At 41.7% G+C, this 12761-nt stretch carries 12 protein-coding genes, 2 tRNA genes, 1 rRNA gene and 1 pseudogene; 12 read left to right on the top strand and 4 right to left on the bottom strand.

The window, feature by feature from the left end:
- Together P4S60_RS15075 and P4S60_RS15070 are read left to right on the top strand one after the other, a co-directional pair.
- A complete protein-coding gene (locus P4S60_RS15075; protein WP_337116475.1) occupies positions 1 to 759 on the top strand; it encodes a type II secretion system protein N in 759 nt (252 codons plus the stop codon).
- A gap of 19 nt (positions 760 to 778) precedes the next feature.
- Positions 779 to 1393 carry a YecA/YgfB family protein gene (locus P4S60_RS15070; RefSeq protein WP_337116474.1) on the top strand — a complete coding sequence of 205 codons (615 nt, stop codon included), beginning with the start codon at positions 779 to 781 and terminating at the stop codon, positions 1391 to 1393.
- On the opposite strand, the gene P4S60_RS15065 is transcribed toward P4S60_RS15070, so the two are convergent.
- A complete protein-coding gene (locus P4S60_RS15065) occupies positions 1390 to 1593 on the bottom strand; it encodes a hypothetical protein (RefSeq protein WP_167659207.1) in 204 nt (67 codons plus the stop codon). The two genes, P4S60_RS15070 and P4S60_RS15065, sit on opposite strands and share 4 nt — an antisense overlap.
- Positions 1593 to 1952, bottom strand: coding sequence for a hypothetical protein (locus P4S60_RS15060; protein WP_054564062.1), 360 nt, complete (start codon positions 1950 to 1952; stop codon positions 1593 to 1595). Before P4S60_RS15060 ends, P4S60_RS15065 begins: the two co-directional genes overlap by 1 nt.
- 277 nt (positions 1953 to 2229) lie before the next feature.
- Between P4S60_RS15060 and ccoG the strand changes: the two genes are divergently transcribed.
- The 5 genes from ccoG (at position 2230) to P4S60_RS15035 (ending at position 6525) form a co-directional block, all read left to right on the top strand.
- Positions 2230 to 3660: a cytochrome c oxidase accessory protein CcoG gene (gene ccoG, locus P4S60_RS15055; RefSeq protein ID WP_337116473.1), complete on the top strand. Its 1431-nt coding sequence runs from the start codon at positions 2230 to 2232 to the stop codon at positions 3658 to 3660.
- Positions 3661 to 3725: 65 nt separating this feature from the next.
- Positions 3726 to 4700, top strand: coding sequence for a serine/threonine protein kinase (locus P4S60_RS15050; RefSeq protein ID WP_337116472.1), 975 nt, complete (start codon positions 3726 to 3728; stop codon positions 4698 to 4700).
- A gap of 30 nt (positions 4701 to 4730) precedes the next feature.
- Positions 4731 to 5354 carry a thiol:disulfide interchange protein DsbA/DsbL gene (locus P4S60_RS15045; RefSeq protein WP_287205662.1) on the top strand — a complete coding sequence of 208 codons (624 nt, stop codon included), beginning with the start codon at positions 4731 to 4733 and terminating at the stop codon, positions 5352 to 5354.
- Between the two features lie 18 nt (positions 5355 to 5372).
- Positions 5373 to 6011, top strand: a complete 639-nt coding sequence (locus tag P4S60_RS15040; protein ID WP_063701933.1) for a thiol:disulfide interchange protein DsbA/DsbL — start codon at positions 5373 to 5375, stop codon at positions 6009 to 6011.
- 58 nt (positions 6012 to 6069) lie between these two features.
- Positions 6070 to 6525 (top strand): DUF523 domain-containing protein, encoded by a 456-nt coding sequence (locus tag P4S60_RS15035; protein ID WP_337116471.1) that lies wholly within the window; start codon positions 6070 to 6072, stop codon positions 6523 to 6525.
- A 2-nt stretch (positions 6526 to 6527) separates the two neighbouring features.
- Here P4S60_RS15035 and trmA read toward each other — a convergent pair whose 3' ends face one another.
- Positions 6528 to 7625, bottom strand: coding sequence for a tRNA (uridine(54)-C5)-methyltransferase TrmA (trmA, locus tag P4S60_RS15030; protein WP_337116470.1), 1098 nt, complete (start codon positions 7623 to 7625; stop codon positions 6528 to 6530).
- Positions 7626 to 7789: 164 nt separating this feature from the next.
- Between trmA and P4S60_RS15025 the strand changes: the two genes are divergently transcribed.
- Entirely contained in the window at positions 7790 to 8905 is a 1116-nt protein-coding gene (locus tag P4S60_RS15025; protein WP_337116469.1) for a DUF5610 domain-containing protein, read from the top strand.
- Between the two features lie 66 nt (positions 8906 to 8971).
- Positions 8972 to 9765, top strand: a pseudogene (gene murI, locus P4S60_RS15020) (glutamate racemase).
- Here the strand turns inward: murI and P4S60_RS15015 are convergent.
- On the bottom strand, positions 9728 to 10207 hold the full coding sequence (locus P4S60_RS15015) for an RNA recognition motif domain-containing protein (RefSeq protein ID WP_105174436.1): 480 nt from the start codon (positions 10205 to 10207) through the stop codon (positions 9728 to 9730). The pseudogene murI and the gene P4S60_RS15015 sit on opposite strands and share 38 nt — an antisense overlap.
- Before the next feature lie 617 nt (positions 10208 to 10824).
- On the opposite strand from P4S60_RS15015, the gene P4S60_RS15010 reads away from it, so the two are divergent.
- The 3 genes from P4S60_RS15010 (at position 10825) to P4S60_RS15000 (ending at position 12638) form a co-directional block, all read left to right on the top strand.
- Positions 10825 to 12365 (top strand): 16S ribosomal RNA (locus P4S60_RS15010).
- Between the two features lie 76 nt (positions 12366 to 12441).
- Positions 12442 to 12518: transfer RNA gene (locus P4S60_RS15005), tRNA-Ile, on the top strand.
- Positions 12519 to 12562: 44 nt separating this feature from the next.
- A tRNA-Ala gene (locus P4S60_RS15000) sits at positions 12563 to 12638 on the top strand.
- The last annotated feature ends 123 nt before the right edge of the window (positions 12639 to 12761 follow it).

Raw genomic sequence — 12761 nt, 5'->3', positions numbered from 1 at the left:
ATGAAAAGAGTTATTTTATTAATCACAGTGTTTGTGATGTGTTTTTTGGTGTTTACGCTGGTAAAAACACCCGCTGCCGTTGCACTTGATTTTGCGAAGCCGCATTTACCAAAGCAATTACAATTAGGTAAAGCCAGTGGCACGCTATGGGACGGTCGCATTATGCAGGTACGTTTTGATGGTGAGCAATTAAATAATGTGCGCTGGCAGTTATCGGGCTGGTCACTGTTCACAGGTAAATTAGTGGGTACGGTACGCTTTGGGGATCCTCGTGATAAAGCGGATATTTCAGGCCATGCTGATTTTTCATATGGTCTCTTTAACCAAGCTATCACTGTGAAAAAGACGATGTTACGCTTAACGGTTGAGCGTGCTATGGAGCGTTTACAACTTCCTTTGCCGGTTAGTGCGCAAGGTCGTGTGATTGTTGATTTAGACGAATACAGTTCAGGTGAGCCTTATTGTGAAAGCCTCAGCGGCGAAATCGCGAGCCCGAACATTGATGTGAAAGGAATGAACAACTGGTTTAGCATTGGCCCTCTGAGCGGTCGTTTAAGCTGTAAATCCGGTGATGTGGCAGTACTTGTTGACCCAGAAAACCGTTTAGGGCTTGAAGCTGATGCAGTATTAAAAGCAAATCTAGATTTTAAAGTATCTGGCTATATTAAACCTGAAGCAAGCTTGCCAAAAGAAGTGCATGATGCTGCGAAGTTCCTTGGTCGCCCTGATAACGAAGGCCGTTATCCGCTTAACTTTTAAATTGGACTAGTCGAACAGTATGCAATTACCTGAGTTTTCAAAGCAGCAAAGCGAGCTTTTAAGTCAGTTTTTAGCACAGCATCAAGATGCGCTTACTTTGGCGCAAACCCAAGGCTACTTGTTTGCCGTGATCTGTGCACCTGAGCCGCTTGATGTTCACCAGTGGTTAGACGAAGTTGCCCCCGGCTCAGATGGGCAAATGGATGAGCAAGTGCTGTTTGCATTTATGGCCTTGTATCAACAAATCAGCGAGCAAGTATTTGAAACGGGTTTTGCATTACCTGTGAGCCTACAGCTGAGTTCACAGGGGCAACAATACCTAGATATTCAAGAATGTCAGCATTGGAGCCAAGGCTTTATGCATGGGGCGCAAGGCTACGTTAACAAGCTATTAAGTGCACCACAGTTAGCTGATGAGCTTAAAGAAGCCTTAGCTAGTGCACTGCAAAGCTTAGGGTTTTTTACGCTCGAAATGAGTGAAATTGCAGCCCTTGCAACTGATAATGGTTTATCTGAAGGGCAACTATGCCAGCAGCAGTATGAAGTGATGAATGAATTCGCCGCTGGCTTTGCTGAGCTCATTGAAGTCGTTGCTGTCAATAGCCAGCTATATAATGATGAGGGCTGGAACTAACCCAGCTCTAACAGAATGTCTGTGCAACCTTTGGAACAGCGGACAACGCCTTTACCAGGCTGATCAGTCTTCAAATCTAAGGTGAGGGCGCCTTTACAAACTTCGCAGTACAAGGTTTGTCCTTTGCCCAGCTTTTTTAGCATATTGCGTTGCTTTGCAAACGAGTCGCTGGTTTTTTTGTTTAATGCAGAAAAGTCCATTACTTGTTTAACCTTTCTTCAAGCGCATTCGAGACGATACTGCATACGCGGTTTAAGCGTTCGCCATAAAAATACAAGTTAATATCTTTTTCACGGCAGTAGTGTAAGTGAAAAACTTGTAGTTTATCGTCAGTGGTAAATGTCTCTTCAATATACTCAAGCTCTGAATTAGATAAATTCAGCTGTGACTTAATATTATTCTTAGCCATATTTGCCGCAGGACTTCGGTTGACTTTACTGGCATCAGAAATAAGGCTAACGCCTTCACCTAGTAACCTTTCTCTTGGCTCTTTGATCAAAGGATGATCAATCGTGAAAAGTGCTAAAATAATAAGCACTAAAATAAGAAATTTTTTCATAGCACAATAATCTTTGATCTAAATAAATACGGTATAAGTGCAAGTTTAATAAAATGGTTGTTTTAAAAGCAAGCAGATAAGATTAAATAATTAAAACGTCGTATTTTCGATCAATCCCTGAAATTTTCTATAGATTGAGTATAATGCTCTATAGATTTAAAGTTTCAGAAATCTTTGAACGTAATGAGATGTATTCTGATTTGCTTATTGGCACAGAGAATCTCTTACTGCAAACATATGTTTGAGTATTATTTCCTAGTGGCGTTGAGGAATTTTAATGGATAAACAGATTAAGGTTAAAAATATCCCAACGGAAGTAAAAATCCAGAAACCGGAAAATGCTTCCCTCGATGATAGATTTAATCCACGTAACCGTATTTATGTTAGAGCTGTAACAGGTTTACACCAATTGCTAAGACAGCGAATTGGTTTTGTCGGCATGCTTGCATTTATGTTACTACCTTGGATTAACTTCCACGGCCAACAAGCTGTATTGTTTGATTTGGTAGGGCAAAAGTTTAACATTTTTGGTTTAACGCTTTGGCCACAAGATCTGACTATCCTTGCTTTCATTTTAATGTTGGCGGCGTTTGCATTGTTCTTGGTGACGACCTTCTATGGTCGGGTCTGGTGTGGTTATACCTGTCCGCAAACCGTTTGGACCTTCATTTTTATTTGGTTTGAAGAAAAATTCGAAGGCAGCGCAAATCAGCGTAAGAAACTAGATCAACGTCCGATGGACTTTGATAAGTTTTGGCGTAAAAGTGCTAAACACGGTAGTTGGTGGTTATTTTCACTTTATACCGCATTTACTTTTGTTGGTTATTTCACGCCTATCCGCCAGCTTTTGCCTGATCTGTTTACGCTTGATGCAACAGCCTATTCGTATATTTGTTTAGCCGTATTTGCAGTATGTACGTATGGTAATGCGGGTTGGATGCGCGAGATTATGTGTTTACACATTTGTCCTTATTCTCGCTTTCAATCAGCGATGTTCGATAAAGATACATTTACCGTGAGCTATGACGAAGCGCGTGGTGAAAACCGTGGTCCACGTTCACGCAAGCAAGATCCAAAAGAAATGGGTTTAGGTGATTGTATAGATTGTAACTTATGTGTGCAGGTGTGCCCAACGGGGATCGATATTCGTAACGGTTTACAATACGAGTGCATTAACTGTGGTGCATGTATTGATGCATGTGATGGGGTGATGGACAAAATGAATTACCCGCGTGGACTTATTTCCTACACCACAGAACGTAATTTAGAAACGCCAGACAACAAAACACATGCACTGCGTCCTAAGTTAATTGGCTATCTAGTTATCTTAGTGGTGTTAACGGGTGCGCTGGTGGCAAATATTGCGATGCGCAAACCGATGGACTTAGATATCATCCGTGACCGTAACCAGTTATACCGTGTTGACTTTAATGGCATGGTTGAAAATACCTATACATTAAAAGTTATCAACAAAGCGCAACATGATCAGACCTTTAATATTCGTGTAGAAGGACTCGATAACTTTCAATACATTGGTAAGCAAACATTCACCGTACCTTCTGGTGAATCTTACAATGTGCCATTGTCATTAGTGGTTGACCCTTATGATTTGAAAAAGCCAATGACGAAGTTTGAGTTTGTACTTTCTGTCGATGGTGAGCCAGATGTGCAGATTTCGCAGCCGAGTAACTTCTTTAAGGCGCGATAATTAAGTACACTGAGCAAATGAATAAAAAGCGGGATTTTCCCGCTTTTTTTATATGATGAGACATTATGAGTAAATTTAGTTTTGTAGACCTTACACCCGATTCAATTTTAGATGCAGTTGAAAGTATCGGTGTTTATGCTGAATCAGGTCTGCTGGCCTTAAATAGCTACGAGAACCGTGTTTATCAATTTAAAGCAGAAGATGGCCATCGTTATGTTGTTAAGTTTTACCGACCAGAGCGTTGGAGTAAAGCACAAATATTAGAAGAGCATGCCTTTGCATTTGAGCTTGCCGAGGCTGAAGTGCCAGTTGTTGCGCCTGTCATTATCGAAGGGCAAAGCTTATTTGAGCATAATGGTTATTTGTTTACGTTATTCCCAAGTGTGGGCGGGCGCATTTTTGAAGTTGATAATTTAGATCAACTCGATGTACTTGGCCGCTTAATTGGGCGAATGCACCAAGTAGCTAAGGCAAAGCCATTTGAACATAGGCCTGTAATCAGTTGCGAAGAATATCTTCAGACAGCTAAAGTTCAGTTACAGGCAAGTAACTTGGTGCCAATGACATTAGAGAACGCCTTCTATACAATTTTAGATTTGGTAATCAAAGAAACCACACAACAGTATAAAAATGTTGAAACTATCCGCCTGCACGGTGACTGCCATGCCGGTAATATACTGTGGTCTGGTGATGCGTTAATGTTTGTTGATTTAGACGACAGTCGACAAGGGCCTGCTATTCAAGATCTTTGGATGATGCTCAGTGGCGATCGTAACAACCAACTGTTACAGTTAGACACCTTAGTGGCTGCTTATGAAGAATTTTGTGACTTTGATCACAGCCAATTAAAGTTAATTGAGCCACTCAGAGCGATGCGCATGGTTCATTATATGGGCTGGCTTGCAAAAAGATGGGATGATCCTGCGTTCCCACGGAACTTTTCTTGGTTTGCTGAAGACAAATACTGGGAGCAGCAAATACTAGCGTTAAAAGAACAGCTTGCAGCGCTACAGGAAGCACCATTAAAATTATTACCATAAATTTTTAAAGTTAAGAAAGACGAGAGAACAATGTTTAAAAAATTAAAGTTAAGTCTACTCATTTTATGTTTACCTTTTGCGGCACTTGCTGCTGATTTTGAAGCAGGTAATCAATACGAAGTATTAAAAGTTGAGAAAAGTGCAACACCTCAAGTAACCGAGTTCTTTTCGTTTTATTGTCCACATTGTTTTCAATTTGAGCCAGTTGCAAAAGCGCTTGCGTCTAAATTGCCAGAAGGCACAGAGTTTGTAAAAAGCCATGTTAACTTTTTAGGTGGTGTATCTAAGCAAACTCAAAGTAACTTAAGTTATGCCTACTTAATTGCTAAGCAGCATGGCAAAGCAGAGCAAGTTGCTGACCAAATTTTTAATAGCATCCACAGACAACGCGCTTTACTTAAAGACATGAAAGACGTTAAAGCATTACTTGCGACCAATGGTATTAGCAACGATGTGTTTGATGCTGAAATTGCAAGCATGCCAGTAATCAGCGCTGAAAAAGCGATGCAAGATAAACAGCAAAAATATTCAGAGATGGGCGCCTTAACGGGTGTACCAACTTTTATCGTCAATGATAAATATAAAATTAATTTAAATACCATCAAGAGCCAGCAGATGCTTGATGAGTTAGTGGAATTTTTATTAAAACAATAATTTCGGAGTAATGAAGTAATGATCAAATTAGTAAAAGCTGTATTAATGGCAGCCACGCTAGGTTTAGCGGCAAATGCCTCAGCAGCGCAATATGAAGAAGGTAAGCATTATGAAACGATTGATGCGCGCGCTTCTAAAAAGCCAGAAGTAAAAGAGTTCTTCTCATTCTATTGCCCGCACTGTAATACATTTGAGCCTATCGTTGCTGATCTTAAAACGATGCTTAAAGAGGGTGTTAAGTTTAAAAAGAGCCACGTAAATTTTGTTGGCCCTCGCGATCCAGAAATCCAAACTGTTTTAGCACAGGGTTATGCAACTGCAACGGTATTACCAAATAGCGATAAGTTAGTTGCAGCTGTGTTTGATCATATTCACACTAAGCGTGCACGTATTAATGAACTGGCAGACATGAAAGACATCTTCGTTGCACAAGGTGTAACAGCAGAAGACTTTGATAAGTACTACAACAGTTTTTCTGTGCGCACGATGGCGTCTAAAATGACTCGTGATCAAGAATACTATCAACAAAAAGGTGCGTTAAAAGGCGTTCCAACCTTTATTGTTAACGGTAAATACCGTTTAATCTTAGGTGCGGATTCAGGTATTAGCGATGCGAAGAGCATGGCAGACTTAATTAATTACCTAGCTGATAAATAAGCTCAATTAAATTTAATTAAAAGCTCCGTTCGCGGAGCTTTTTTGTCGGTAAAGAAAAATGCAAAAACTATTAGTTTCAAGCTGTTTGTTAGGAAACCCTGTTCGTTATGATGGGCAATCGCAAAATTTACTTCATCCAGGCTTAGAAACCCTTAAACAGCAGGGAAGGTTAGTGGCATTTTGTCCTGAAGTGGCTGGTGGCTTACCGACACCAAGGCCGCCTGCAGAAATTAAAGCGGGCAGAGTACTTACCAAAGATGCGCAAGATGTCACAGTACAATTTGCTTATGGCGCCGAACAAGCACTTAAGCTTTGCAAAAAGCAGGGTATTCATTTTGCATTATTAAAAGAATCAAGCCCATCATGTGGTCGCAATACTATTTATGATGGTAGTCATTCAGGAAAGAAAATATCAGGGATGGGGTTAACTGCAAAACTGTTAACCGACAACAATATAGCGGTATTCAGCGAGCAGCAGTTGCCAGCGCTTTTAGCTGCGCTGGCAGAGAAATAATTTTATTTGCGTTGCAAAAACACACCTGATTCGATGTGGTGGGTGTAAGGGAATTGATCAAAAATCGCAAAGCGTTTTACTTCATGGGTTTTGCATAAGTGATCAAGGTCACGCTCTAGGGTATCGGGATTACACGAGATATAAATAATGTTGTCGTAGTTGGCAACTAAGTCACATGTCAGTGTGTCCATGCCTGCGCGTGGTGGATCTACCAAGATTGTTTGGCAGTTATAGCTTTTCAGATCTATGCCATCTAAACGCGAGAAGGTACGTTCGCCTTTCATCGCTTGAGTGAACTCTTCACTCGACATACGAATAATATCTAAGTTCTCAACTTTGTTCTGTGCGATATTGTATTGCGCGGAGTAAACCGATGATTTTGATATCTCAGTGGCTAATACGCGATCGAATGAACCGGCAAGGGCAATAGAAAAGTTTCCATTTCCACAATATAGCTCAAGTAAATCATTGCTAAGTGGTTGGCAAAGCGCTTGTGCCCACTCGAGCATTTTGATGTTCACTTTCGCATTTGGCTGCGTAAAGCTATTTTCGACTTGTTGATAAATAAGCTCTTTACCGTTTACATTAAGACGCTCGATAACATATTCATTACCAATCACTTCTTTTTGCTTACGAGCACGACCAATAAAATCAATTTTAAACTGTGTGCTCAGTTTTGCCTTAAGCTCTTTAATTGCTTGCAGCCAATGCTCATCTAATTGTTTGTGATATAACAAGCTAACAAGAATTTCGCCACTTAAACTTGATAGGTAATCGATTTGAAATAGCTTACGGCGCAGAACTTCGCTACCTTTTAAGTTTTCGATCATGGCTTGCATAACTTCACCTACTAAAGGTGCAGCAGGGTCAAACTCATCAACGCGGATTTTTTCTTTAGTTTGTTGATCAAACATGATGTGAAACAGGTCTTCACCTTCATGCCATACTCGAAACTCTGCACGTTGGCGGTAATGAATAGGATCAGAGCCAAACACTTCTAATTTTTCGACACCAAAACGTCGAAACTGTGAGGTGATGCGCTGCTCTTTCTCACTCAATTGTGCATCGTATTGAGTTGTATCAATTTTTATAACCGCCATGGCTGATTACCTTTTATCTCTTAGCTTTATAACGGCGCTATTGTAGGGAGCGCTGAGGATTTGTCTAGTTTTGTTATTTATTTTAGTGTCGTTTTTTTATACAAAAAACTTAAGTTCTGTGGTTTTTGGCCGATAATGAGTTAACCATAACATGGAGTCGGATCATGAAAATTGGCAACCTAGGCTATATGCCTAATACAAATGTGAATAAATACAATGGCAAGCAGGCATTGCAACAGCCTACCATTCAAAATCGTCAAGATAGTTATCAACAACGCGGTCGTGAGCTCGCGGCAAAAGTTCTTGATGATAAACTTGCAGAGGCATTAGGCCTACCTAAAGCCGAAGAGAAAAAAGATAAACCGCTGTTCGACTTTGAAGAGATCGTAAAAAACGTTCTCGACTTTGTTGGCGGTGCACTTCGTAAAGCAAAAGCTGATGGCGCTGATGATGAAAAACTTAAAGGCATGCTAGGTGATGCACGCAAAGGTGTGCAAATGGGCATCGACGATGCGTATGATGAGCTTAAAGAGTCAGGTATTCTTAACGATGACATCGAAGAGGGCATCGAAAAGTCTAAAGAAGGTATCTACAAAGGTATTGATGAATTAGAGGAAGACTTGTTCAACCCTAAACCGAATGCGGTTTCAGTAAGCCAAGCTCAGTATATTAGTTTAAGTAATAACGCTGAATACACCTTCACCACCGCTGAAGGTGATGAAGTGAGTATTAGTTTTGCAGATGCATATCAAAGTAAGTCAGCAAGCAGCTATAGCAAAAATGGTGATAACGAGGCCTTTGTCAGTGAATCGTCTCAATCTCGTGACTTATCATTCTCGATGACAGTCAATGGCGATCTAAATGAGCAAGAGCAGCAAGCTATCAATGAACTGATGGAAGACTTACAAAGTGTCAGTGAGACATTCTTCTCTGGTTCATTAGAAGATGCCTTTGAACAAGCTAAAGAGTTGAACTTAGGCAACGAGCAACTTGTTGGCTTTACGATGGATCTGAAACAAACCAAAACAGTGGCAGCTATTAAAGGCTATGAAGAATATAAACCAGCCCCTGAAAAAGAAGTTGCTGAGAAAATTGCGCCATTTAATGACGACTTGAAGCAGGCGTTTAATAAAGCAGGCGATATTGGTTTGCAAAATGAACTAGCTGGCATCTTACAATGGTTAAACCAAGATAAAGAAGAAGTCAGTAAGCTGGTGGATTATACCAAAGCCATGTTTGAGCAAATGAATAAGCTACGTTCGGCAACAGAAGAAGCGTAGTCCTTTCTTTCTTTTTATTAAGCCACATGGCAAACTGCTGACCTTTGATGATCCGAGGTAAGCAGTTTGTCAGTTCATATAATGGTGTTTGATTCAGGTATAGGTGGAACAACCGTACTAGAACAGATCCAAGCTGTGATCCCTGATGCTGATTATAGCTATTTTATGGATAATGCTTTATTGCCTTACGGCGCACAAAGCCAGCAAACGATCATCGCTCGTCTTTTTGCACTACTAAAGTTTATAGAAACAGCAAACTTACACGTAGATATCCTAGTTATTGCCTGTAATACCGCTTCTACCTCTGCACTAGAAACTATTCGCCCTTATACAAACATCGAAGTTGTTGGTGTTGTACCTGCGATAAAGCCTGCGTGCGCTATTAGTAAGAGTAAACATATTGGCTTATTGGCGACGCCATCGACGACTAAGAGTTGCTACACTGCAAACTTAATTAGTACTCATAGCCAAGGCACACAAGTTAGCTTATATGGATCAACGGCGCTGGTGGAAATTGCTGAAACACTATTTCATACGCAGAAAATCAATAAAGCAAAGCTTGAGAAAGTATTGAGTGATTTAGCGATAGCAGAAGATATAGATGTATTAGTTCTTGGTTGTACGCACTTCCCATTACTCGCCAGCGCGATTAGTGACTACTTCAAACGACAGGTACTACTCATTGATTCTGGTAAAGCTATTGCTAAGCGCGTTGAGAGTTTGATTACTTTACGAGGCTTTACTTTTACAACCGATAAAAAAAGCCGCTGCATTACTATGCAACGGCTCCTATAGGTCATTCGCAATTACGCGTTGAGCTGATTACGCTGACTGATCAGATTCCTCACGGAAACCATTAGCCTCGTTCTCTTGTTTTTGTTTTGCTTCACGCACTTTTAAAGTACGTTGTTGGAACTCGCTATCATTTAATTGATTGATTGCGTTATCTGCATCCGCTTCTGCCATTTCAACAAAACCAAAGCCACGACGTTTACCTGTATTTTTATCTTTTAATAAACGTACGTTGAAAACTTTGCCTTGCTCTTCAAATAAAGCACGAACAACACCTTCATTAGCACGATAAGGTAGGTTGCCAACATAAAGTGTTTTTGTTTTTACTTCGGCCTCCTCACTTGACGTTGATGAAAGTGCTGCAATAACTAAAGCACCAATTAATAAGCCTGCACCAAATAGTAATGCTGGGTCCAAAGCCAAGCTTGCAAATGCAAACTTAACAACCACAAAACCTAAAACAGCAAGAATAACTGAGAAAAGAAAAGATTTTTGATCGGGTAATTTCATTTTGATCTACCAATAAACAAGAAATAAACATTAATTTAACATTGTGAACTTGCTATCTTAACGAGTTAAATGAACATAGCAATGAAATTTGCATTAAATTATGAATATTGGCTTAAAAAACAGCCATAATAGCGACCGTTTTTGCTGTTTTCGGTAAATTTAGTTCGCTTTTTGAGCGAACAGTAAAAAGATCGAAAAAAAGTGTTGATCTGTTTTTGGATCTCCCTATAATGCGACCCCACTGACACGGCGGGCAGCAACGAAAGACGCTGAACAACGTAGCAGAGAGTTAAGTGAAACTTCGGTTTCAAATAATCGAAAGAAAGTTTGAAATTAAGTGTTGACTCGAAAATTTAAGGATGTATTATACGCATCCCTAGCGACAACGTCGCAACGTTCTTTAACAATATAAAGCAATCATCTGTGTGGGCACTCGTACAGGTTGAGTTCTAACAGCGAAGCTTAGTTTACTAAGCGACGCAAACAAATTTAGAGTCTCAATTGAACTGAGTGACCAACGGAAACAAGTTTACTTGTTTCAGCACAGTCAATTCGATATCGAAAGATATCAAAATTCAGAATTCATTGAGCACGAAACTTCGGTTTCAAAAAACTTTTAATTGAAGAGTTTGATCATGGCTCAGATTGAACGCTGGCGGCAGGCCTAACACATGCAAGTCGAGCGGTAACAGAGAGTAGCTTGCTACTCTGCTGACGAGCGGCGGACGGGTGAGTAATGCTTGGGAATATGCCTTATGGTGGGGGACAACAGTTGGAAACGACTGCTAATACCGCATGATGTCTACGGACCAAAGTGGGGGACCTTCGGGCCTCACGCCATAAGATTAGCCCAAGTGGGATTAGCTAGTTGGTGAGGTAATGGCTCACCAAGGCGACGATCCCTAGCTGGTTTGAGAGGATGATCAGCCACACTGGGACTGAGACACGGCCCAGACTCCTACGGGAGGCAGCAGTGGGGAATATTGCACAATGGGCGCAAGCCTGATGCAGCCATGCCGCGTGTGTGAAGAAGGCCTTCGGGTTGTAAAGCACTTTCAGTAAGGAGGAAAGGTTAAGTGTTAATAGCACTTAGCTGTGACGTTACTTACAGAAGAAGCACCGGCTAACTCCGTGCCAGCAGCCGCGGTAATACGGAGGGTGCGAGCGTTAATCGGAATTACTGGGCGTAAAGCGTACGCAGGCGGTTTGTTAAGCGAGATGTGAAAGCCCCGGGCTCAACCTGGGAACTGCATTTCGAACTGGCAAACTAGAGTGTGATAGAGGGTGGTAGAATTTCAGGTGTAGCGGTGAAATGCGTAGAGATCTGAAGGAATACCGATGGCGAAGGCAGCCACCTGGGTCAACACTGACGCTCATGTACGAAAGCGTGGGGAGCAAACAGGATTAGATACCCTGGTAGTCCACGCCGTAAACGATGTCTACTAGAAGCTCGGTCCCTCGGGACTGTTTTTCAAAGCTAACGCATTAAGTAGACCGCCTGGGGAGTACGGCCGCAAGGTTAAAACTCAAATGAATTGACGGGGGCCCGCACAAGCGGTGGAGCATGTGGTTTAATTCGATGCAACGCGAAGAACCTTACCTACACTTGACATACAGAGAACTTACCAGAGATGGTTTGGTGCCTTCGGGAACTCTGATACAGGTGCTGCATGGCTGTCGTCAGCTCGTGTTGTGAGATGTTGGGTTAAGTCCCGCAACGAGCGCAACCCCTATCCTTAGTTGCCAGCGATTCGGTCGGGAACTCTAAGGAGACTGCCGGTGATAAACCGGAGGAAGGTGGGGACGACGTCAAGTCATCATGGCCCTTACGTGTAGGGCTACACACGTGCTACAATGGCGCATACAGAGTGCTGCGAACCTGCGAGGGTAAGCGAATCACTTAAAGTGCGTCGTAGTCCGGATTGGAGTCTGCAACTCGACTCCATGAAGTCGGAATCGCTAGTAATCGCGTATCAGAATGACGCGGTGAATACGTTCCCGGGCCTTGTACACACCGCCCGTCACACCATGGGAGTGGGTTGCTCCAGAAGTGGATAGTCTAACCTTCGGGAGGACGTTCACCACGGAGTGATTCATGACTGGGGTGAAGTCGTAACAAGGTAGCCCTAGGGGAACCTGGGGCTGGATCACCTCCTTATACGATTTAGAACTTATTTGTTCGTAGTGTCCACACAGATGATTGTTAATTGTAAAGAGAACAACACTTATTGTTTGGGTCTGTAGCTCAGTTGGTTAGAGCGCACCCCTGATAAGGGTGAGGTCGGTAGTTCAAATCTACTCAGACCCACCACTTCTTATGAAGTGGCAAATTAAGCAATAAGTACCAGCATATGTGGGGCTATAGCTCAGCTGGGAGAGCGCCTGCCTTGCACGCAGGAGGTCAGCAGTTCGATCCTGCTTAGCTCCACCACTTTTACTCCTCAAAAATAAACATTCTTAATCAGGTAATAAACTGCTTGAGAATAGAGTGTGTTTAATTTTGAGAAGTTTATTCTCTTGCTCTTTAAAAATTTGGAAAGCTGATATTAAAATT

The sequence above is a fragment of the Pseudoalteromonas sp. Hal040 genome, from assembly GCF_037162425.1.
GTDB classification, from domain to species: domain Bacteria; phylum Pseudomonadota; class Gammaproteobacteria; order Enterobacterales; family Alteromonadaceae; genus Pseudoalteromonas; species Pseudoalteromonas gelatinilytica.
Note: the sequence above shows the minus strand (reverse complement) of the source record. Positions and strands in the feature narration are given on the sequence as shown.